This window comes from Microbacterium zouquanmingi (assembly GCF_052266675.1).
Lineage (GTDB): Bacteria > Actinomycetota > Actinomycetes > Actinomycetales > Microbacteriaceae > Microbacterium.
Map to the genome: position 1 here is coordinate 74,706 of NZ_JBQPRA010000004.1, position 22,641 is coordinate 97,346.

Genomic DNA, 22,641 nt, shown 5'->3' on the forward strand with positions numbered 1-22,641 from the left:
GCAAGCAGAATGACGACTCGAGCAACGCGCGGCCCGCGCCGCCGGACCGTCGTCGCCCTCGCGGTGATCCTCGCCGTGCTCTCGGCGTTCGTGGTCCGCCTGGTCGATATCCAGGTCGTGAGCGCGAATGACCACGTCGCAGATTCGCTCAACGTCGGCCAACTCGGAAGCACCGCAACGCTGCATGGCGATCGGGGAACGATCCTCGACCAGAACGGCATCACGCTCGCCTCGAGCATGAAGGTCTACGACGCGCAGCTGAGCCCGAGTCTGATCATGCAGCTCGAGAACGACACCGAGAAGCCGCCGAAGGTGCCGTGGAGCGAAGCATCCGAGAAGATCGCTGCGATCACGGGTCAAGACGTCGAAGAGCTGCGGTCTGGCGTCGCGCAGAACCTCGAGAACGATCCCAGCTCGCAGTACTACGAGCTCGCCAACGGTCTGAGCACCGAGCAATACCTCGAACTGCGCGATCTCGGGCTGGTCTACCTGCACGCCGATCCGCGTGAGACGCGGGTCTACCCCAACGGCGCGGTCGCCGGAAACGTCGTCGGGTACGTCGACAACGCCGGGCAGGGACAGGCGGGCATCGAGCAGATGGAAGGCACGTGCCTCGCTCCCAGCAACGGTGAGCGCACATACCTTCGCGGCAAAGACGGCAACATCATTCCCGGCAGCGAACGGGTCAAGGAAGCGGTCAACGGCGGCTCCGTGCAGCTGACCATCAACAGCGACCTGCAGTGGTACCTGCAGCAGCTGATCTCTGAGGAAGCACAGCGGATGGGTGCCAAATCCGGCACCGTGACGGTCGTCGAGGTCAACACCGGCAAGATCCGTGCGGCAGCCGAATGGCCCTCGCTCGACCCCAACGACCTCAACGCGTCCTCTCCCGATGACTGGGGCACGAGGGTCTTCGGCGCGACGTTCGAGCCAGGGTCGACGTTCAAGGCGATCACTGCGGCCGCTGTGCTCGATGCCGGTGCCGCGGACCTGAACACCACGGTCACGGTGGACGACCGCGAGGTCTTCCCGAACGGAGCGGTGATCAATGACCCGTTCCGTCACGACACGTACCAGTACCGGCTCGCCGGAGCCCTGATCGATTCGTCGAACGTCGCGCTGTCGAAGTTCGGCACGATGATCGACGCGAAGACACGATACGACTACATCCAGAAGTTCGGAGTCGGGCAGAAGACGGTCGACTTCCCGCGCGAGGAGGCGGGGGTCCTGCACCCGTACGAGAACTGGGACAGCCAGACGCTCTACACGACCACCTTCGGCCAGGCGCTCACTGTCACCGCTCCGCAGATGGCCGGTGCCTACCAGGCGATCGCCAACGGCGGTGAGAAGATCGACCTGTCGCTGATCGAGTCCTGCACCCAGGGCGATGGCACGATCCTCAAGCCCGAAGCACCCAAGCACGAGCAGATCATCTCGAACGAGACAGCCACTGAGGTGACCCGAATTCTCGAGAACGTCACGGTGCAGGGCGGCCTCAGCAAGCAGGTCGAAGTGCCCGGCTACCGAGTGGCGACCAAGACCGGTACGGCGCAGAAGGCCGACGGCGGCGGATACCTCGCCGGTCGCTACTCCACCAGCATGATCGGCTTCGCTCCGGTCGATGATCCGCAGTACGTCGTTCTGGTCACTCTCGATGAGCCGACTAAGGTTGTATCGTCCGCCGCGACCGCGTCCGCCTTTCAGAAGGCGATGACGCAGGTGCTGAAGACGTACCGAGTCTCGCCGTCCACCGTGCCGATGGACGAGCTGCTCCCCAAGTTCAACTAGCCGGCATCGCGCCGCGCATGGAGATGTCATGATCGCTCTGTCGCTCGCTGAGATCGCTGCCATCACCGGAGGCGATCTGCGTGTCGTCGGTGACGACACGGCCGAGACCGCCGTGGGCGGTGTGGTCGACACGGATTCTCGGAAGATGACTCCCGGCGGGATCTTCGTCGCCAAGCCGGGTGCGCAGACGGATGGCCACCGCTTCGTCGGTGCCGCCGTCGAGAACGGTGCAGCACTTGCGCTCGTCGAGCACGTCGTCGATGTCGCTGTTTCGCAGATCATCGTGGCAGATGCTGTCGGAGCTCTGGCTGCACTCGCGCGTGCGGTCGTCGCGAGAGTTCGTGCGAAGGGCGATCTGAAGATCGTCGGCATCACCGGATCCAACGGCAAGACGACGACGAAGAATCTGCTCGCCCGCATTCTGCAGGACGAGGGCGAGACGGTCGCACCGATCGATTCGTACAACAACGAGGTCGGCGCTCCGATCACAATGCTCCGGGTCACCGACGACACACGCTTCCTCGTCTGCGAGTTCGGAGCAGCGGCGCCTGGAGCGATTGCGCATCTGGCCGGGCTCGTCGAACCTGACGTCGCGGTGATCCTGATGGTCGGGCTGGCTCACGCGGGCGGCTTCGGCGGCATCGAGACCACGGCGAAGGCGAAGGCCGAGCTGATCGACGCATCCCGCCCTGGCGGCATCGCCGTACTCAACAGTGATGATCCTCGCGTCTGGGCCATGCGTGAGGCCGCCGAAGCGCACAGCATGACGGTCGTCGGCTTCGGCCAGGGCGAGTCCGCCGAGGTCCGGGCTTCCGACGTGCTCGTCGCAGCTGACGGCACGCGCGCCCGCATCACTGTCGACGGCGAGACCCACCCCTTGCATCTCAAGGTGCTCGGCGCGCACCACATCTCCAACGCCCTCGCTGCGATTGCCGCATCCCGAGCGTTGGGGGTGAGCATCGAGCATGCGATCGCGCGGATCGAGACCATCGAGGTCGCTGAGCGCTGGCGAATGCAGCCGATGGGGAACGACAGCGTGCGCATCATCAACGACGCCTACAACGCCAGTCCCGACTCCATGGCCGCAGCCCTGCGCACGCTCGCTCAGATCACCGGGCCAGACGAGCGCACTGTCGCGGTGCTCGGCGCGATGAGTGAACTCGGCGAGAGCGCGGGGGAGGAGCACGACCGCATCGGCCTGCTCGCCGTGCGTCTGAACATCCGACGCATCGTCGTTGTCGGGCCAGAGGCTCGCAGGCTCTACCTCTCCGTTGTCGGCGAGGGCTCATGGGACAGCGAGGCGCTGCACCTGCCCGATCAGGATGCCGCGTTCGAGTATCTGCGAACTGAGCTGCGCGACGGCGATCGCGTGCTCGTGAAATCATCCAATTCCGTGGGGCTCCGGCATCTCGGCGATCGTCTGGGAGAATTGTTCTCGTGAGATCACTCCTCATGGCAGCGGCGATATCGCTGGCCTTCACACTGTTCCTGACTCCCGTCTTCCTCCGGCTGTTCCGCCGCTGGGGCTGGGGTCAGGTCATTCGCACCCCTGAAGACATCGCGAACCCCAGCCACGAAGCCAAACGCGGCACCCCCACGATGGGCGGCGTGATCTTCATCATGGGCACCATCGTCGGCTACTTCACCGGCGTCTACGCCGGAGGCAGCACCCCCGCACTATCGGCGATCCTCGTGCTGTGGCTCATGGTCGGATTCGGTGCCGTCGGGTTCATCGACGACTACATGAAAGTCCGATCGCAGCGCAGCCTCGGCCTCTCCGGCTGGCGCAAGGTCATCGGTCAGCTCATCGTGATGATCCCGTTCGGAATCGTCGCCCTGAACTTCCCGAACCAGTTCGGGCAGACACCGGCCAGCGGCTCGATCTCGCTGTTCCGCGACATCTCGTGGTTGAATCTCTTCGCCTTCGGCGTGGTGATCGGCTGGGTCGTCTACCTGATCTGGATCGCCGTGATCGGCATCGCGACCTCCAACAGCGTGAACCTCACCGACGGTCTTGACGGCCTCGCGGCTGGCGCAGGGGTCTTTGTCGTCAGCGCCTACAGCCTCATCGCCTTCTGGCAGTTCAAGCAGTCCTGCGCAGGCACGGGCGTTGATCCTGCGGCGCTGGATGCCTGCTACGAGGTGCGTGATCCCTTCAACCTCGCCATCGTCGCGGCATCCTTCGCGGCAGGCCTCATCGGATTCCTGTGGTGGAACGCTCCCAAGGCCAAGGTCTTCATGGGTGATGTCGGTTCCATGTCGATCGGCGGCGTGATCACCGCGATGGCGATCCTCACCCGCACCGAGCTCCTCCTGTTCGTGATCGCCGGCGTCTTCGTGCTGTCGTCCGGATCGGTGATTCTGCAGCGGCTGTACTTCAAGATCACTCGCGGCAAGCGACTGTTCCTGATGAGCCCGTTCCACCACCACCTCGAGATGCGCGGCTGGCCAGAGGTGACGATCGTCGTCCGTCTGTGGATCATCGCCGGTCTTCTCGCGATCGGGGCGATCGGGCTGTTCTATGTGGAATGGCTCACCCTGATATGAGCTGGCGCGTGAAATGACACAACGATTAGAAGCCCTCACCAGCTGGCACGCTGACTGGAAAGGGTTGCGCGTTGCCGTGCTCGGTCTGTCCGTGACCGGTTTCGCCGCTGCAGACACGCTCACCGAGCTCGGCGCAGACGTGCTCGTCCTCTCCGAGTCTGCATCCGAGGACTACGAGCGCCTCGTTCCCGTGATCGGTGCGCGCCTCGTGCTCGGGCCACTCGACCAGGCCCCGACAGAACTTGTGGAGTTCGCGCCTGACGTCGTCGTCGCGTCCCCGGGATTCGCGCCATCGCACCCGGTCATCCGCTGGACGCTCGAGTCGGGCATCGCGCTATGGGGAGATGTGGAACTGGCCTGGCGCGTGCGCGACAAGGTCGTGCGCGCCGATGGAATGCCAGCGGACTGGGTGCTGATCACCGGCACCAACGGCAAGACGACGACCACCCAGCTGACCGCGACGCTGCTCGTCGAAGGAGGGCTTCGCGCCGCTCCCTGCGGAAACATCGGCGTTCCGGTGTTGGATGCTGTTCGCGATCCCGCCGGATTCGATGTGCTCGTCGTGGAGCTCTCCAGCCACCAGCTCTGGTACATCGGACAGAGTGCGCCAGAGGGACAGCTCGTGCCGCATTCCGCGGTCTGCCTGAACCTCGCTGACGACCACCTCGTGTGGCATGGCAGCGCCGAGGCGTACCGCGAGGCGAAGTCCTTCGTCTATCGCAATACGCGCGTCGCCTGCGTCTACAACAAGGCCGATGAGGCGACCAGGGTCATGGTGGAAGAGGCCGACGTCACAGACGGCGCCCGAGCGATCGGGTTCGACCTCGGGATTCCCGGTCCCAGCGATGTCGGCGTGGTCGACGGCATTCTCGTCGATCGTGCTTTCCTCGACGACCGTCGAAACAATGCGCTCGAGCTTACGACGATCGCTGAGCTAGTAGAGGCAGGGCTTGCCGCTCCGCACATCGTGCAGAACATCCTCGCTGCCAGCGCTCTGGCGCGGGCCCTCGGTGCAGAGCCCGCTGCGATCCGTCGCGCACTGGAGCGCTTCCGCCTCGATGAGCACCGGATCCAGGTCGTGGCCCGACATGCTGGCGTCACCTGGATCGATGATTCCAAAGCCACCAACCCGCATGCGGCTGCCTCCTCGTTGCGTGCGTACCCCGGGGCCGTCTGGGTCGTGGGCGGAGACCTGAAGGGTGTCGACGTCTCTGAACTCGTGGCAGGTGCCGGCCGCACAGCGAGCGCAGCTCTTGTCATCGGCGTAGAGCGCGGCGACGTTCTGGCGGCATTCGCGCGACACGCGCCCGACGTGCGGGTCTATGAGGTCGCCACTGGTGAGACTGAAGATGTGATGACCCGCGTGGTGGAACTGGCCGCAGGGATCGCCACTGACGGGGGCACAGTTCTACTGGCACCCGCCGCGGCATCCTTCGATCAGTTCGAAAGCTACGCGGATCGTGGCCACCGCTTCGCCGACGCGGTGCAGAAGTGGATCGACCGGGGGAGTGCCGATGACGCAGGCAGCCCGCCCGTCGCGCACTGACCGCGCGGTAGCCGACTCCTCGCCCTCGGACTCACGCGGTCTTGCCGCTCGCGTCTCACTGGGACGTATCTTCACGCCGCCCTCGAGCGAGTTCCTGCTGATCGCATCCACAGCTCTGTTGCTGACGGTGTTCGGGATCGTGATGGTGATCTCCGCTACCAGCGCGACCGAATCCGGCGTCATGGACACGGCGCTGAAGCAGAGCATGTTCGCCGCCATCGGCATCCCGCTGATGTTCCTCGTGAGCAGACTGCCGATCAAGTTCCTGAAGAAGATGGCGTGGCCGCTGCTGATCGCCGCCACCCTGATGCAGCTGCTGGTGTTCACGCCTCTGGGCGTCACCGACGCCGGAAACCGCAACTGGATCCGTCTGGCCGGCTTCACGATGCAGCCATCAGAATTCCTGAAACTCGCGCTCGCACTGTGGATCGCCTACGTGCTGCTGCGCAAGCGCGCCCTGCTGGGCATCTGGCGCCACGTGTTCATCCCGGTGATCCCGGTCGGGTTGCTCGTCTTCGGCACCGTGATGGCCGGTCGTGACCTCGGTACGGCGATGGTGCTCGTGCTCATCTTGCTCGGCTGCCTGTTCTTCGCCGGCGTGAAGCTGCGCCTGTTCATCCTCCCCGTTCTGCTCGGGGTCGTCGGCGTCATCGCTCTGGCGATCGCAAGCCCCGACCGCATGCGACGGATCACCGCGGTGTGCTCCGACATGAGCAATTACGAGCATGACTGCTACCAGTCGATCCACGCCGTATGGGGCATGGCCAACGGCGGGATCTTCGGCCTGGGCCTGGGCAACTCCCAAGAGAAGTACGGCTGGCTTCCTGCAGCCGCGAACGACTTCATCTTCGCGATCGTCGGTGAAGAGCTGGGACTCATCGGCTGCCTCGTCGTGCTGGCGCTGTTCACCTTCTTCGCGGTCGGCGCCTTCCATGTGATGCGCAAGACCGATGACCCGTTTATCCGCGTCGCAGCCGGTGGCATCACGGTATGGATCCTCGGCCAGGCACTCATCAACATCGGCGTCGTCATCGGCGTGCTCCCGGTCATGGGCGTGCCGCTGCCGTTCATGTCGCAGGGCGGTACCGCCTTGCTCGCCGTGCTGTTGGCGTGCGGCGTGCTCCTCGCGTTCGCTCGCACGATTCCTGCAACTGAGCGGGGTAAGGTCACGAGGTGACCTCGTACCTCCTCGCAGGTGGCGGCACTGCCGGCCACGTCAATCCTCTGCTCGCTGTCGCCGATTCTCTGCGAGAGCGCGACGCGCACTCTTCCGTCCTGGTTCTCGGGACGAAGGAAGGGCTGGAAGCGAGGCTCGTGCCCGCACGCGGCTATGAGCTGCTCATCGTCGACAAGGTGCCGTTCCCTCGGCGCCCGAATCAGGCGGCCATCGCTTTTCCCGGACGGTTCCGCAAGGCGATCGCGCAGGTGCGCGCGCACATCCGCGAGCACGAGGTCGATGTCGTGGTCGGATTCGGCGGCTACGCTTCCGCGCCCGCCTATGTCGCCGCGCGCCGGGAGAAAGTTCCCTACATCGTGCACGAGGCGAACGCCCGGCCGGGCCTGGCGAACAGATTGGGCGCTGGGCGCGCTGCCGGAGTGGGCGTCGCTTTCGAGGGCACCCCGCTCAAGCGGGGAGAGGTCGTCGGGATGCCGCTGCGCCACGAGATCGTTGATCTCGATCGGGCGGCATCGCGCGCAGAGGCCGCTGCAGCCTTCGAATTGGATCCGGCCCGCCCCGTGCTGCTCGTGTTCGGCGGGTCACTCGGTGCGCAGCGACTGAACGAGGCACTGGCCGATTCCTGGGGCGATGTGCTCGCCGCCGGGTGGCAGCTGCTGCACGTCACGGGGGAGCGCAGCGACCTCGTTGACCCAGAAGTGCCCGGATATGCGGTGCGTCGCTACGTCGACCGGATGGATCTCGCATTCGCGCTGGCCGATCTGATCGTCTCGCGCGCAGGCTCTGCGACCGTCAGCGAGATCAGTGCTCTCGGCATCCCCGCGGTATACGTGCCGTACGCCGTCGGCAATGGTGAGCAGCGTCTGAATGCCGCGTCGGCTGTCGCCGCGGGAGCCGCGCTGCTGATCGATGACGGCACCTTCACCGGTGACAAGGTGCGCGAGGAGATCATCCCGCTGCTCGCCGATCGCGCGCGCATCGATCGCATGGCTAAGGCAGCCGTGCACGTCGGCACGCGCACCGGCACACAGAACGTCGTCGCCATGATCGACGGCGCTCTCACGAATTAGGATGGAGGGGACATGATCAAGCCTGACCTCTCTCTCCCGATTCCGGACTCCATCACCGCCGCCCACTTCATCGGGATCGGTGGGTCTGGCATGAGCGGGTTGGCGAAGATGTTCCTCGATGCCGGCATCCGGGTGTCCGGTTCAGACCGCGCGGACAGCGATAGCCTTCGTGCTCTCGCGGCAGCTGGCGCGACCGTGCACGTCGGTCACGATGCCGCCCACCTCGGCGATGCTGACACCGTCGTGCACACGGGCGCGATCTGGCCGGAGAACCCCGAGTTCGTCACCGCCAAGGAACGCGGCCTGCACGTCATCCATCGTTCGCAGGCGCTGCACTGGCTGATTCGCGGGCATCGGCTCGTCTCGGTCGCCGGCGCGCACGGCAAGACGACCTCCACGGGCATGATCGTGACGGCCCTGCAGGCCCTGCGCACCGACCCGAACTTCGTCAACGGCGGAGTGATCGAGCAGCTCGGCGTCTCGAGCTCCTCGGGAACCGATGATCTCTTCGTCATCGAGGCCGATGAGTCCGATGGAACGTTTCTGCTCTACGACACGGCCATCGCTCTCATCACCAATGTCGATCCTGATCACCTGGACCATTACGGATCGGACGAGGCATTCCACGACGCATTCGTGCAGTTCGCGGATGCGGCAGGCGAGGCCGTTGTGATCTCCAGCGACGATCCTGGTGCCCTGCGCGTGAAGGCCGGTCTCTCGCACCAGAACGTGATCACGTTCGGCACCGCCGCCGATGCCGATGTCCGCCTCGCCGACATCTCCACGACAGGCCCCGTTTCAGCGACGATCAGCCACGGTGGCGCGAGCGAGCGGATGCAGCTGGTCGTCCCCGGTGCGCACAACGCGATCAATGCCGCAGGCGCGGTGGCGGTACTCGTCGCTCTCGGCCATGCGTTCGCGGATTCTGTGCGCGCTGTGGAGAGCTTCGCGGGCACCGTGCGCCGATTCGAGCTGCACGGCGTTGAGCGCGGTGTGAGTGTCTTCGACGACTACGCTCATCACCCGACCGAGGTGAAGGCGGCGCTGGAAGCCGCGCGAGGCGTCGTCGGCGAGGGAAGGCTCATCGCCATCCAGCAGCCGCACACGTACTCGCGCACACAGCACATGTATCGCGAGTTCGCGGAGGTGCTGGAGACCTATGCCGATCACACTGTCATGCTCGACGTATACGGGGCACGGGAGGATCCGGTGCCTGGAGTCACGGGCGAGCTGGTCAGTGGTGCGTTCGCCGACTCTGACCACGTGCACTACGTTCCGGACTGGCAGGAGGCCGCCGATTACACGGCGTCGATCGTGCAAGAGGGCGACTACGTCATCACTCTCGGCTGCGGCAATGTCTACCTGATCATCCCGCAGGTGCTCGAATCGCTCCGACAGCGCCCGGCGCCCGGCGCAGAGGGCTGATCGATGCGCCGCCCGGCACCGCTTCCGACTCCACCGGGGGAGGCGCACGCAACATCGGCGCGCCGGCCTCTCACCGACGAGACGGTCGAGCCGGTCGAGCTGCGTTCGAGCGCCACTGATCTTGACGCGGATATTTCGCAGGCCGAACCGGAGTCGTGGGACGACCTCACCGCGAAAGATGTGTGGCGGGCCGCTCGTGCTCGCCGTAAGCGTCTGCGCGCCGAGATCCGCCGGTTCACTCAGCGGTCCCGCAGGCGCCGAATCATCTGGCTGAGCGTTCTCGGCGCACTGATCGTGCTGGTCGGCGGCAGTGCGATCGCGGCATACAGCCCGCTGTTCGCGGTCGAGCGGATCAATGTCGTCGGGGCTTCCACGATCGACCCAGCGCAGATCCAGGCCGCGCTGGCCGACCAGATCGGCACGCCGCTCGCTCTTGTGGATGAGAGCGAGGTGAAGGCCGCGCTGATGGCCTATCCGTTGATCGAGAGCTATGCGCTGGAGGCGAAGCCGCCGCATGATCTGACGGTTCGCATCGTCGAGCGCACACCCATCGGCGTGATCGAATCGGATGCCGGGTACACGCTCGTGGATGCCGCGGGAGTCGCCCTGTCGACCACTGCGCAGGTTCCTGCAGGACAGCCGATACTGCGCGTGGAACGTGGGGTCGAGTCAGACGCATTCGAGTCGGTCGGACTCGTGATCCGCTCGCTTCCCGCTGACGTGCGCGGATCGCTCGTCGAGGCTTCGGCGAGCACTCTGGACGATGTGTCGCTGAAGCTCTCTAGCGGACTGACCGTCTTCTGGGGGAGCGCTGAGAAGTCGGTTGAGAAGGCGCGCACTCTGACCTCGACGATGCTGGCGAATCCGGCGGCCCGCACGATCGATGTCTCTTCGCCGGACGTGGTCGTCGCCGGTTGAGCGCGATTGCGCACCGGAACACACGACACACCCGTGTCGCTGCGCGCACACGGCAGGATCGCGCATACCTTCGATCTTGAGAACGCAATACCGGGAAATACTTTACACCTCTAGTTGAGGTTTAAGGTTCACATTCTTTCCAGGCTCGAACTATCGGAGGCCGGCCATGAGCCAGAACCAGAACTACCTCGCCGTGATCAAGGTCGTCGGCGTCGGCGGTGGCGGCGTCAACGCCGTCAACCGCATGATCGATCTCGGCCTTCGAGGCGTCGAGTTCATCGCTGTCAACACCGATGCGCAGGCGCTGCTGATGAGTGACGCCGACGTCAAGCTTGACGTCGGCCGCGAGCTCACCCGAGGACTCGGCGCAGGAGCCGACCCTGAGATCGGTCGGCGGGCCGCAGATGACCACGCCGAAGAGATCGAGCAGGCACTCGCCGGAGCCGACATGGTCTTCGTCACTGCGGGCGAGGGCGGCGGAACCGGCACCGGTGGCGCTCCGGTCGTCGCGCGCATTGCGAAGTCGATCGGCGCGTTGACCATCGGTGTCGTCACCAAGCCGTTCTCGTTCGAAGGCCGCCGCCGTCAGAGCCAGGCAGAGGCAGGCGTCGCCAAGCTGAAGGAAGAGGTCGACACTCTCATCGTCGTGCCCAACGACCGTCTGCTGGAGATCAGCGACCGCGGCATCTCGATGATCGAGGCGTTCGCCACGGCCGACCAGGTGCTGCTCGCCGGTGTGCAGGGCATCACCGACCTCATCACCACCCCTGGTCTCATCAACCTCGACTTCGCTGACGTGAAGTCGGTCATGCAGGGTGCCGGCTCGGCTCTCATGGGCATCGGGTCCGCTCGCGGCGCCGACCGCGCCATCAAGGCGGCTGAGCTTGCTGTCGAATCGCCGCTGCTCGAAGCATCCATCGAGGGCGCGCACGGCGTGCTGCTCTCGATTCAGGGTGGATCGAACCTCGGAATCTTCGAGATCCACGATGCTGCAGACCTTGTCAAGGAAGCGGCGCACCCCGAAGCGAACATCATCTTCGGTACCGTCATCGACGACACTCTCGGCGACGAGGTGCGCGTGACGGTGATCGCCGCTGGGTTCGACGGTGGTGAACCCTCGCAGCGCCTTGACCCGATCATCGTCTCTCGTCCGGAGCCCGCATCGCTTCCCGAGGTCACTCTCTCCGACGAAGAGACTGAGGCGCCGAAGAGCACCGCCGAGTCCGCTGAGCGACCGGCGGCGCCTCGCGTGGCATCGACGAGCCTCGAGCCGGCGTTCACGGACGATGACATCGACATTCCCGAGTTCCTGAAGTAGGCCCGCTTTGGGTGAACTGGCGCAGCGGCTGTCTGCGATCGACGCGCAGATCGCAGAGGCCGCACGCTCGGCGGGCAGAAACCCCGGCGAGATCACGCGCATCGTGGTGACCAAGTTCCACCCGGCTTCTCTCGTACGCGACCTGTACGCACTCGGCGTACGAGACGTGGGGGAGAACCGGCAGCAGGAGCTCACCGCGAAGCGTGGAGAGATTGCTGATGACCTCGCGGAACTGCGCTGGCACTTCATCGGTCAGGCGCAGACGAAGAAGGCCGGAGCCATTCGGCGAGGTGCGGATGCCGTGCACTCGGTCGATCGCGCCAAACTCGTCGATTCGCTGCATCGGGCGGCGCAGTCGGATGAGTCAGAGGACCAGCGAGTGCTTGACGTGCTCCTGCAGGTCAATCTCACAGCGGATGAGGGGCGCGGGGGAGTCGAGCCGGATGCTGCGGCAGAGCTCGCCGATCACATCCTCACGCTGCCCTCGCTGCGGCTGCGTGGAGTGATGGGAGTCGCTCCACTGGGTGAGCCGCCGGCGGCAGCCTTCGAAAGGCTACGAGGCGTCTCAGACGTCGTCCGCGAGAGCGAGCCGAACGCCACCTGGATCTCGGCTGGCATGACCGGAGACTTCGCCGAGGCGATTGCCGCAGGTGCGACACACCTGCGGATCGGCTCGGCAATCACGGGACCCCGGCCAGACCGGGGTTAACCTCGAAACAGATCAGCCCACGTCGAACACGGAGGACACGATGGGAAACCCGCTGAAGAAGACCATGGTGTACCTGGGACTCGCCGATGAGGAAGAGGCCTACGAGGAGCAGCTCGCTCCGGCACCCGCACGCGCGCAGCGCGAGCGTGACCGCGATCGTGAGCAGAGCGAACCCGCTCCGGCACCCGTCACCCCGCTGCGTCGCCCCGTTGCCGTGCGCCAGCCGTCGGCCGGTGCGGTCAACGAGATCCTCACTGTGCACCCCAAGCAGTACCGTGACGCGCAGTTGATCGCCGAGAGCTTCCGCGAAGGCATTCCGGTGATCATCAACCTGTCGCAGATGTCGGATGCTGATGCACGCCGTCTGATCGACTTCGCAAGCGGCCTGTCCCTCGGACTGTACGGCCGGATCGAGCGCGTGACCAGCAAGGTGTTCCTGCTCTCGCCCGAGAACATCGCTGTCTCGGGGCACGGCGGCATCGCAAGCGCTGACCCGGAGTCCACGGGCTTCGACCAGTCCTGATCCGTGGCCGGGGTGGTCTCCTGGATCGCATCGATCATTCATTTGATCCTGCTGATCTACATCTTCGTGCTGTTCGCGCGGCTCATTCTTGATTACATTCCGCTGTTCAATCGCGGTTGGCGCCCCAAGGGTGCTGGTCTCATAGCCGCTGAGGCGGTCTACACGGTCACTGACCCGCCGATCAGACTGTTCCGACGCTTCATTCCTCCACTGCGTATCGGAACGCTGGCACTCGATTTCGGGTTCACTTTCACCATGCTCGCAGTGCTGATCCTGATGTCCATCGTGCGGCAATTCATCTGATCGGGACTATGCTGGCACGAGGCGCGCGCCCCGGGTACGCGCCTCATCAATAACACGCCATGCTTCAGACACTGGCAACAGAACTCATCGAAAGAGGAGCCGAGATAATGGCACTGACCCCGGATGACGTCGTCACCAAGTCGTTCCAGCACGTTCGTTTCAAGGACGGCTTCGACCCGGACGAGGTCGATGACTTCCTCGACGAAATCGTCGTCGAGTGGCGCAAGACGCTGGAAGAGAATGCTGAGCTGAAAGCGAAGCTCGCCGCCTACGAGTCCGGCGAGACGCCTACTGAGGCTTCGGCGGCAGAGCAGGCGCCTGTCATCGAGGAAGCTCCGGCTCCCGTTGCAGCAGTTCCGGCAGCGCCTGTCGAGACCGCTACCGGCTCGACGACCGCTACTGCGGGCATCATCGAACTGGCCCAGCGCCTGCACGATGAGCACGTCGCAGAGGGCGAGGCGAAGAAGAGCCAGCTCATCTCCGAGGCTCAGGCCGAGGTCGACCGCATCCAGAGCGAAGCTCAGGTCAAGCAGCGCGAAGAGTCGGCTCGTCTCGAGCGCGAGCGCAACACGCTCGAGGCTCGCATCACCGAACTCCGCAACTTCGAGCGCGACTATCGCACGCAGCTGCGCGGCTACATCGAGGGTCAGCTCCGCGACCTCGATGAGAAGTCGACTTCGACCGACTCGACACCGGTCTCGGCGATCGGACTGTAGGTCAGCCCTTTGGCCGAACATCGTCCGATTCGTCGGTCGGCGGCCGGCATCATCGTCGCGATTCTCGCGGTGGTGGTGCTGGCCGCCGATCAGTTTGTGAAGTACCTCACGGTCGAGAACCTGCCTCTCCATGAGGTGGTCCCCGTGATCGGCGAGTTCTTCCAGCTTTATTACATTCGCAACTCCGGTGCAGCGTTCTCGCTCGGCAGCGGGGTGACGTGGATCTTCACGATCGCCCTCACGGTTGTCGCAGCGATCATCGTCTGGAAAGCCTTCGGGCTGCGGTCGAGGCTCTGGGCCGTTGTTCTCGGATGCCTGCTCGGCGGTGTGCTCGGTAATCTCACCGATCGGCTCTTTCGGGAGCCGGGATTCGCCGTGGGCCACGTCGTCGACATGATCTCGATGCCGTGGATGATGCCTGCGATCTTCAACGTCGCCGATATCTTCATCGTGTGCGGCATGATCTCGGTCGCGCTGCTGGTGATTCTCGGCATCCGTTTCGACGGCACGCGCGAGAAGGACCACGTCGATTCCGAGAACGTCGAATCTGAGGCTGTCGGGTCCGAGACCTCCGAGTCCGAGGTCACTGAGAAGGGCAACTGATCGTGGAATCACGGTCGCTGCCCGTGCCAGACGGGCTGGACGGCGCACGCGTCGATGCGGCGCTTGCGAAGATGCTCGGCTTCTCGCGAACCTTCGCCGCTGACGTGATCTCCGCGGGTGGAGTCCGCCTCGATGGAGCGGTTCTCGACAAATCCGATCGCCTGCGCAGCGGCGGATGGCTGGATGTCGAATGGCAGCCGAAGCAGGGCCCCGTGATCGTTCCGATCGAAGTGCCAGAGCTCGGCATCGTCTACGACGATGACGACATTGTCGTCATCGACAAGCCGACAGGCGTTGCAGCCCACCCGTCTGTGGGGTGGGAAGGGCCGACGGTGCTCGGCGCTCTCGCCGGGGCAGGGTTCCGGATCGCCACCAGTGGCGCAGCCGAGCGGGCCGGCATCGTCCACAGGCTCGATGTGGGCACGAGCGGGCTCATGGTGGTCGCCAAGAGCGAGTCGGCGTACACAGCGCTCAAGCGCGCCTTCAAGGAGCGCACGGTCGAGAAGATCTACCATGCGGTCGTTCAGGGGCATCCAGACCCGTTGGCAGGGACTATCGAAGGACCGATTGGTCGGCATCCGAACCACTCATGGAAGTTCGCCGTCATTCCCGACGGCAAGCCGTCTGTGACCCACTATGAGACGCTCGAGGCGTTCCCCGGGGCGTCGCTGTTGGAGATTCATCTCGAGACGGGGCGCACGCATCAGATCCGCGTGCATATGGCTGCACACCGGCATCCGTGTGTCGGTGATCCGCTCTACGGGGCGGACCCGACTCTTTCCGCACGCTTGGGGCTGACGAGGCAGTGGCTGCACGCGCACAAGCTCGCATTCACGCATCCCGCGACGGGGGAGTGGGTGCAGTTCGAGTCAGGCTATCCGGCCGATTTCGAGCATGCACTCGGGATTCTGCGCGGAGACTGACAGGGTTCGTCGAAGAACCCGTACCGGCGGGTGTCGGAGGCATCCGGCACAATGACGGGATGAGCATCGAGGTGCGACCGGCGACGGTCTTCGACGACGTCGCTGTGGTCGTCGGTCCGAAGAAGCCGACATCGAACGTGTGCTTCTGCCTGAGCTACCGGCTCAGAGCGAAGGAGAACAACCTCCTCAAAGGGCCAGCGCGCGCGGAGCGCGTGCGAGAGCTGTGCGAAGGTGATCCTCCGCCCGGTGTGATCGCGTATCTCGATGGCGAACCGGTCGGCTGGGCAGCGCTTCAGCCTCGACGCGAGACGAGCTTTGCGACGAATCGGCGCATTCCCCACGTCGATGAGCTCGATGTCTGGTCGCTGTGGTGCTTCCGAGTTCGGCCGGGGCATCGTAAGCAGGGTCTCATGCATGAGCTGATCGAAGGCGCTGTCGCATACGCGAAGACGTGTGGGGCGCCCGCGGTGGAGGGCTATCCGGTCGACAATCAGGGCGCGAAGGTGAACCTGACCATGATGTACGTCGGCACGAAGGCGTTGTTCGAGCGAGCGGGGTTCGCCCTGGCATCCGACACGCAATCGGTTCTCGACGGGTTCCCTCGTGTGCTGATGCGTCTCGATCTCGGATGAGCGGGGGCCGGTGTCTGGCCCCCGACGTAGACTCGAAGGCGTGGCATCTGACTCTTTCGTACACCTGCACGTTCACAGCGAATACTCGATGCTCGATGGTGCCGCGAAGATCAACGCGATGACCCAGGCGGCCGCCGATTACGGCATGCCGGCCATCGCTGTAACCGACCACGGCAACACCTTCGCAGCCTTCGAGTTCTACAACGCGGCCAAGAACGCGGGCGTCAAGCCGATCATCGGCCTCGAAGCCTACGTCACCCCCGGCACCCATCGCAGCGACAAGTCTCGTGTGGCATGGGGCTCGCCGGATCAGAAGAGCGATGACGTCTCCGGTTCTGGTGCGTACACCCACACGACGATGTGGAGTCAGAGCACTGAGGGTATGCACAACCTCTTCCGGCTGAGCTCGCTGTCGAGCCTCGAGGGGTACTACTTCAAGCCCCGGATGGACCGGGAGCTGCTGCAGAAATACGGCAAGGGCCTGATCGCGACGACAGGGTGCCCCTCCGGCGAGATCCAGACCCGCCTGCGCCTGGGCCAGTACGACGCCGCTCGCGCAGCTGCCGCCGAGTTCCAGGACATCTTCGGCAAAGAGAACTACTTCGCCGAGATCATGGACCACGGGCTGTCGATCGAACGCCGCGTGATCAGCGATCTGCTGAAGATTTCGAAGGACCTGAATATTCCGCTGGTCGCGACGAACGACTCGCACTACACGCACCAGCATGAGGCCGACGCGCACGCCGCGCTGCTGTGCGTGCAGTCCGGCTCGACGATGGATGACCCGAACCGGTTCAAGTTCGACGGTGACGGCTACTACATCAAGACGGCGCAGGAAATGCGCCAGATGTTCCGCGATCACCCCGAGGCGTGCGATAACACTCTCCTCATCGCCGAGCGGTGCGAAGTCGAGTTCAACACGGCGGCGAACTACATGCCGCGCTTCCCGGTTCCCGACGGCGAGACCGAAGACAGCTGGCTCGTCAAAGAAGTCGAGCTCGGTCTGCACCACCGTTATCCAAACGGCATCCCGGACCAGGTCCGCAAGCAGGCCGAGTACGAGACCGGCATCATCCTGCAGATGGGGTTCCCCGGCTACTTCCTCGTCGTCGCCGACTTCATCAACTGGGCCAAGGACAACGGCATCCGCGTCGGCCCCGGCCGTGGTTCCGGAGCTGGATCCATGGTCGCCTATGCGATGAAGATCACTGACCTCGATCCGCTCGAGCACGGTCTCATCTTCGAGCGCTTCCTCAACCCGGACCGCGTCTCGATGCCTGACTTCGACGTCGACTTCGATGACCGGCGCCGCGGCGAGGTGATCGACTACGTCACCGCGAAGTACGGCTCAGAACGCGTTGCACAGATCGTCACCTACGGCACGATCAAGTCCAAGCAGGCGCTCAAGGACGCCGGACGCGTGCTCGGCTTCCCCTTCAGCATGGGAGAGCGCCTGACCAAGGCCATGCCGCCACCCGTCATGGGCAAGGACATGCCGCTGGACGGCATGTTCGACAGCAAGCACCCTCGCTACAAAGAGGCGAGCGAGTTCCGGGCGCTCATCGAGACCGATCCCGAAGCGAAGACGGTATTCGACCGCGCGCTCGGTCTTGAGGGGCTGAAGCGTCAGTGGGGCGTGCACGCTGCCGGTGTGATCATGTCGTCTGAGCCGCTGCTCGACATCATCCCCATCATGAAGCGTGAGCAGGACGGCCAGATCGTCACGCAGTTCGACTACCCGTCGTGCGAGACGCTCGGTCTGATCAAGATGGACTTTCTGGGGCTGCGAAACCTCACGATCATCTCTGACGCGCTCGACAACATCCGTACGAACCGGGGTGAAGAGCTCGATCTCGAGCATCTCGAACTCGATGATCGACCTTCCTACGACCTGCTGACCCGGGGCGACTCGCTGGGAGTCTTCCAGCTCGACGGCGGGCCGATGCGCTCGCTGATGCGGCTGATGAAGCCAGACAACTTCGGTGACATCTCGGCTCTCATCGCGCTGTACCGCCCTGGTCCCATGGGAGCGAACTCGCACACGAACTACGCACTGCGCAAGAACGGTCTGCAACCGATCACGCCCATCCACCCCGAGCTCGAAGAGCCTCTGAAAGACATTCTCGAGGAGTCCTACGGCCTGATCATCTATCAGGAGCAGGTGATGGCCATCGCGCAGAAGGTCGCCGGCTTCACCCTCGGCCAGGCAGACATTCTGCGTCGCGCGATGGGTAAGAAGAAGAAATCAGAGCTCGACAAGCAGTACGAAGGCTTCCACGGCGGAATGCGCTCGAACGGTTTCGGTGATGCAGCAGTCAAAGCGCTGTGGGACATCCTGCTGCCGTTCTCGGACTACGCATTCAACAAGGCGCACTCGGCCGCGTACGGACTCGTGTCGTACTGGACCGCGTACCTGAAGGCGCATTACCCCTCTGAGTACATGGCCGCGCTGCTCACGAGCGTCGGCGACTCCAAAGACAAGATGGCGATCTACCTCAACGAGTGTCGCCGTATGGGCATCAAGGTGCTGCCGCCCGACGTCCGCGAATCGATCAACTACTTCGCCGCTGTGGGCGAAGACATCCGTTTCGGTCTCGGAGCGGTGCGCAATGTCGGCAGCAACGTCGTCGACGGCATCATCGCGGCGCGCGAGAAAGACAACTTCGGCTCCTTCCACGATTTCTTGAAGAAGGTTCCGCTGCATGTCTCGAACAAGCGCACGGTGGAGTCTCTGATCAAAGCCGGTGCGTTCGATTCCATGGGCGACACACGCCGAGCGCTGATGGAGATCCATGAGGATGCCACAGAGGCGGCGGTCGACCAGAAGCGCAACGAGGCGCAGGGCGCGATCGGCTTCGACTTCGACAGCCTGTACGACGCACAGGAGGAGGCGCCGCCAGCGAAGGTCCCGGATCGCCCTGAGTGGATCAAGAAGGACAAGCTCGCCTTCGAACGCGAGATGCTCGGGCTCTACGTCTCGGATCACCCGCTGGCAGGTTTGGAGGTTCCGCTTGCAAAGCACGCGTCCATCTCCATTCACAACCTGCTCGCCTCGGAAGATCTCCAAGATGGCGACCAGGTCACCGTCGCGGGGCTGGTCACGAGCGTTCAGCACCGAGTCGCGAAGGCCAGCGGAAACCCCTACGGCATGATCACGATCGAGGACTTCAACGGCGAAGTCACGGTGATGTTCATGGGCAAGACCTATACGGAGTTCCAGCACACGCTGCAGCAAGACGCCATCCTGGCGGTCCGCGGCCGTGTTTCGCGACGCGACGACGGCCTGAATCTGCATGCGCAGTCAGCGTTCACTCCCGACGTCGGCTCGTTCGACGCGGCTGGGCCGCTCTCGCTTCTACTGGCAGAGCAGCGCGCCACAGAACAGGTGATGAACGAACTCGCGGAGGTGCTGCGCAGGCACAACGGTGAAACTGAGGTCGTGCTGCGCGTGCATCGTGGGCAGACGGCGAAGGTGTTCGACGTGCCGATGCCGGTGAAAGTCTCTGCAGATCTGTTCGGCGACCTGAAATCTCTGCTCGGCCCGACATGCCTCGGGTAGTATCGAGACCCATGAGTACGGACACACCGGAAGAGCTCTTCTCCGACGAGGACGGCGTGCTCTACGCCGAACAGGTCACCCCTCAACCCGGCATCCTGAGGTTCACGCTGCGTGAGCTGCTCATCGTCGCCGCATGGCTGGTGCTGTTCATCGTCTCGTTCATCCCCGTCGGATGGGGTCCTGCTCTGTGGCTGCAGGGCATCAGCTGGATCATCCCGCTCGGGCTGCCGACTGTCGCGGTCTTCCTGATCGTCCTCCGTCGGTTCTCCCCTGATGGGATCCGCAGAGTGGGGTCACTGGGAATAGACCAGTTCGCCTCGGTGGTGTTCTCGATCGCCGCCCTCTGGTGGGTCCAGGTCATCTGGGAATTCGTCTCGGTCTCCGTGCTCAACGGCTCATATGGGGTGATCTGGGTGCCGTGGGTGCAGCTGGCGGCGCTCATCATGCTCGTCATCGTCACCGTCTTCGCCCCGATCATCCCGGGACTGCGTGAAGACTTCCACGGTCGCCTTGTCACTCTCGCGCACCGCAATGCCAACCCCGTGCGTCCCGTGATCGCCCGTCCTCGTCCTGAGCGCACGGCACAGCGCACGGCGGCCGGCGCAGCCATCGCCGATGGGGTGGAACTCGACGCAGAGATCGCCGACTCGTTCGATGAGGAGTCCGTTGATGAGATCACTCATGAGACCGTCGAGCAGCAGAATCTCGGTGGGAGCGTCCCGCTGACCGAGCACGCCTCAGGAGGTGCGATCGGCACGGCGATGGATCTCGACGACGACTACGTCCCCACTTACCGGCGCTCTTCCAACGAGACGCTCTTCATCGAGGAGGACCCGGTCGTCGAGGACGATCTCGTCGTCGAGGCGGAGAACAGCCAGCCTCAGCCGTTCTGGGCGCTCGCGCCAACCGCGCGTGACGTCGTCGATGAGCAGGGGGCGCCGCTGTTCCGCATCGGTCCGGATGCCTGGGCTCTCGTCGTCGAAGATCGAGGAGGCGCCTACGTTATCCGACATGATGACGGACGTATCGGCTACCTCCACGAAATCGCAGACATCACGAAAGGCTGACGTGCGCACAATCGATCTTCGAGGGCAGCAGCTCTCGCCGGCAGACATGCTCGCCGCCGTCCCGCGCGCCACTCAGGCGCGCGCTGAAGCGCTCGAGACCGCAGCGCGAATCGTTGAAGACGTTCGCACCGATGGGCAGGCAGCTCTCCGCGCCCAGGCCGAGAAGTTCGATCGTGTCACCGGCCACGAGATCCGCGTGCCCGCGCAGCACATCCAGGAGGCTGTCCAGTCTCTGACTCCGCAGATCAAGGCCGCGCTCGAAGAGGCGATTCGCCGCGTGCGCCAGGCATCCGCAGCGCAGGTGCCTGATACCCGTGTGACGCAGATCGGCGACGGTGCGCTCATCACGCAGCGCTGGCAGCCGGTGAACCGTGTCGGTGTGTACATTCCTGGCGGCAAGGCGGTCTATCCGTCGAGCGTGATCATGAACGTCGTGCCCGCCCAGGTCGCGGGGGTGCAGCAGATCGCGCTGGCCTCACCGCCGCAGGCAGATCAAGACGGGCGCATCCACCCGACGATTCTCGCTGCGGCCGGTCTGCTTGGGGTCACCGAGATCTACGCGATCGGCGGTGCGGGGGCAATCGGCGCCTTCGCGCATGGCGTGGCCGATCTCGATCTGGATCCCGTCGATGTCGTCTCCGGACCGGGCAACAACTATGTCGCCTCTGCCAAGCGTGCAGTGGCCGGCGTCGTGGGAACGGACTCCGAGGCTGGAGCGACCGAGATCCTCATCGTCGCCGACGGTGCCGCGGACGCGCGACTTGTCGCTGCCGACCTTGTGAGCCAGGCTGAGCACGACGAGCAGGCATCGGCCGTGCTCGTCACCGACGATGCGTCTCTCGCCGAGCGCGTCGCCGTTCATCTCGCAGAGCTCGCCGCAGCAACGAAGCACGCCGAGCGTGTCGACGTTGCGCTGTCAGGTCCGCAGTCCGCGATCATCCTCGTCGACGACCGCGCGATGGCTACGGGTTTCAGCAACGCCTACGCACCGGAGCACCTCGAGCTGCACCTCGAAGATGCGCAGGAAGCGGCGGGGGCGTTCACCAGTGCTGGAGCGATCTTCGTCGGCGATCAGACGCCGGTGAGCCTCGGAGATTACATGGCGGGGAGTAACCACGTGCTGCCGACCGGGGGACAGGCACGCTATACGCCCGGGCTCGGTGCCTATACTTTCCTGCGTCCCCAGCAGGTGATCTCGTACAACCACTCCGCCCTCGCAGCCGTGCGCGAGGGTGTCGTCGCGCTGGCGAACACCGAGGTGCTCCCCGCTCACGGCGAGGCCATCGAAGCGCGCTTCCAGGAAGGCGACAGCTCAGCGACTACGCTGTAACACCATGCACTGCCCCTTCTGTCGCCACCCTGATTCCCGCGTGATCGACTCGCGTACCAGCGATGACGGACTCTCGATCCGCAGGCGCCGGCAATGTCCGGAGTGCGGTGGCAGATTCACCACGACCGAGACCGCGAGCCTCAACGTGATCAAGCGCTCCGGAGTCATGGAGTCTTTCAGTCGTGAGAAGGTCATCTCAGGAGTGCGCAAGGCCTGCCAGGGACGCCCAGTAACAGAGGCGGACCTCGCCATCCTCGCGCAGCGGGTAGAAGAGAGCGTGCGGCAGACCGGTGTCTCACAGCTCGATGCCAATGAGATCGGCCTGGCCATTCTCGGGCCGCTGCGCGATCTGGATGAGGTTGCCTACCTGCGGTTCGCTTCCGTCTACCAGGCCTTCGAGTCGCTGGAAGACTTCGAGACGGCGATCACTGATCTGCGGGCAGACCACGCGAGGTCAGAGGCAGCAGCCACCGACGGGTAATCTGGC

The 22,641-nt window shown here is 64.4% G+C and carries 20 protein-coding genes; all 20 read left to right on the forward strand.

All coding sequences use genetic code 11. The features are described 5' to 3' along the window. Positions 1–9 precede the first annotated feature (9 nt). The 20 genes from ACTU6V_RS10915 to nrdR all read left to right on the forward strand — a co-directional run bounded on the left by ACTU6V_RS10915 (position 10) and on the right by nrdR (position 22,635). Complete coding sequence (locus ACTU6V_RS10915; RefSeq protein WP_443469450.1) at positions 10–1,788, forward strand: peptidoglycan D,D-transpeptidase FtsI family protein; 1,779 nt, start codon at positions 10–12, stop codon at positions 1,786–1,788. A gap of 28 nt (positions 1,789–1,816) precedes the next feature. Then, the gene (locus ACTU6V_RS10920; RefSeq protein WP_443475607.1) at positions 1,817–3,229 is read left to right on the forward strand and encodes a UDP-N-acetylmuramoyl-tripeptide--D-alanyl-D-alanine ligase; all 1,413 of its coding nucleotides are present in this window, start codon (positions 1,817–1,819) and stop codon (positions 3,227–3,229) included. Beyond that, entirely contained in the window at positions 3,226–4,335 is a 1,110-nt protein-coding gene (gene mraY / locus ACTU6V_RS10925) for a phospho-N-acetylmuramoyl-pentapeptide-transferase (protein WP_443469448.1), read from the forward strand. Before ACTU6V_RS10920 ends, mraY begins: the two co-directional genes overlap by 4 nt. Before the next feature lie 13 nt (positions 4,336–4,348). After that, a complete protein-coding gene (gene murD / locus ACTU6V_RS10930; RefSeq protein WP_443475608.1) occupies positions 4,349–5,881 on the forward strand; it encodes a UDP-N-acetylmuramoyl-L-alanine--D-glutamate ligase in 1,533 nt (510 codons plus the stop codon). Then, positions 5,850–7,058 carry a putative lipid II flippase FtsW gene (gene ftsW, locus ACTU6V_RS10935; RefSeq protein ID WP_443469446.1) on the forward strand — a complete coding sequence of 403 codons (1,209 nt, stop codon included), beginning with the start codon at positions 5,850–5,852 and terminating at the stop codon, positions 7,056–7,058. The genes murD and ftsW overlap by 32 nt, the downstream gene beginning before the upstream one ends. Beyond that, on the forward strand, positions 7,055–8,128 hold the full coding sequence (locus ACTU6V_RS10940) for a UDP-N-acetylglucosamine--N-acetylmuramyl-(pentapeptide) pyrophosphoryl-undecaprenol N-acetylglucosamine transferase (protein WP_443475609.1): 1,074 nt from the start codon (positions 7,055–7,057) through the stop codon (positions 8,126–8,128). Before ftsW ends, ACTU6V_RS10940 begins: the two co-directional genes overlap by 4 nt. A gap of 12 nt (positions 8,129–8,140) precedes the next feature. Then, entirely contained in the window at positions 8,141–9,553 is a 1,413-nt protein-coding gene (murC, locus tag ACTU6V_RS10945; protein WP_443475610.1) for a UDP-N-acetylmuramate--L-alanine ligase, read from the forward strand. Positions 9,554–9,556: 3 nt separating this feature from the next. Continuing rightward, positions 9,557–10,471: an FtsQ-type POTRA domain-containing protein gene (locus ACTU6V_RS10950; protein ID WP_443469443.1), complete on the forward strand. Its 915-nt coding sequence runs from the start codon at positions 9,557–9,559 to the stop codon at positions 10,469–10,471. Positions 10,472–10,637: 166 nt separating this feature from the next. Further along, positions 10,638–11,789 carry a cell division protein FtsZ gene (gene ftsZ, locus ACTU6V_RS10955; RefSeq protein WP_443469442.1) on the forward strand — a complete coding sequence of 384 codons (1,152 nt, stop codon included), beginning with the start codon at positions 10,638–10,640 and terminating at the stop codon, positions 11,787–11,789. Positions 11,790–11,796: 7 nt separating this feature from the next. Further along, positions 11,797–12,498: a YggS family pyridoxal phosphate-dependent enzyme gene (locus ACTU6V_RS10960; RefSeq protein ID WP_443475611.1), complete on the forward strand. Its 702-nt coding sequence runs from the start codon at positions 11,797–11,799 to the stop codon at positions 12,496–12,498. A 40-nt stretch (positions 12,499–12,538) separates the two neighbouring features. Continuing rightward, positions 12,539–13,021 carry a cell division protein SepF gene (locus ACTU6V_RS10965; protein WP_443469440.1) on the forward strand — a complete coding sequence of 161 codons (483 nt, stop codon included), beginning with the start codon at positions 12,539–12,541 and terminating at the stop codon, positions 13,019–13,021. Between the two features lie 3 nt (positions 13,022–13,024). Continuing rightward, positions 13,025–13,324, forward strand: coding sequence for a YggT family protein (locus ACTU6V_RS10970; protein ID WP_443475612.1), 300 nt, complete (start codon positions 13,025–13,027; stop codon positions 13,322–13,324). 107 nt (positions 13,325–13,431) lie between these two features. Beyond that, positions 13,432–14,040 (forward strand): DivIVA domain-containing protein, encoded by a 609-nt coding sequence (locus tag ACTU6V_RS10975; protein WP_443475613.1) that lies wholly within the window; start codon positions 13,432–13,434, stop codon positions 14,038–14,040. 9 nt (positions 14,041–14,049) lie between these two features. Next, the gene (gene lspA, locus ACTU6V_RS10980; protein ID WP_443469437.1) at positions 14,050–14,643 is read left to right on the forward strand and encodes a signal peptidase II; all 594 of its coding nucleotides are present in this window, start codon (positions 14,050–14,052) and stop codon (positions 14,641–14,643) included. A 2-nt stretch (positions 14,644–14,645) separates the two neighbouring features. Beyond that, the gene (locus ACTU6V_RS10985; RefSeq protein WP_443469436.1) at positions 14,646–15,566 is read left to right on the forward strand and encodes an RluA family pseudouridine synthase; all 921 of its coding nucleotides are present in this window, start codon (positions 14,646–14,648) and stop codon (positions 15,564–15,566) included. A 59-nt stretch (positions 15,567–15,625) separates the two neighbouring features. Next, positions 15,626–16,198, forward strand: a complete 573-nt coding sequence (locus ACTU6V_RS10990) for a GNAT family N-acetyltransferase (protein ID WP_443469435.1) — start codon at positions 15,626–15,628, stop codon at positions 16,196–16,198. Positions 16,199–16,286: 88 nt separating this feature from the next. Further along, on the forward strand, positions 16,287–19,757 hold the full coding sequence (gene dnaE, locus ACTU6V_RS10995; protein ID WP_443475730.1) for a DNA polymerase III subunit alpha: 3,471 nt from the start codon (positions 16,287–16,289) through the stop codon (positions 19,755–19,757). A gap of 11 nt (positions 19,758–19,768) precedes the next feature. Further along, on the forward strand, positions 19,769–20,824 hold the full coding sequence (locus tag ACTU6V_RS11000; RefSeq protein ID WP_443475614.1) for a hypothetical protein: 1,056 nt from the start codon (positions 19,769–19,771) through the stop codon (positions 20,822–20,824). A 1-nt stretch (position 20,825) separates the two neighbouring features. Beyond that, positions 20,826–22,154: a histidinol dehydrogenase gene (gene hisD / locus ACTU6V_RS11005; protein WP_443469433.1), complete on the forward strand. Its 1,329-nt coding sequence runs from the start codon at positions 20,826–20,828 to the stop codon at positions 22,152–22,154. 4 nt (positions 22,155–22,158) lie between these two features. Beyond that, positions 22,159–22,635 carry a transcriptional regulator NrdR gene (gene nrdR, locus ACTU6V_RS11010; protein WP_443469432.1) on the forward strand — a complete coding sequence of 159 codons (477 nt, stop codon included), beginning with the start codon at positions 22,159–22,161 and terminating at the stop codon, positions 22,633–22,635. Positions 22,636–22,641 lie beyond the last annotated feature (6 nt).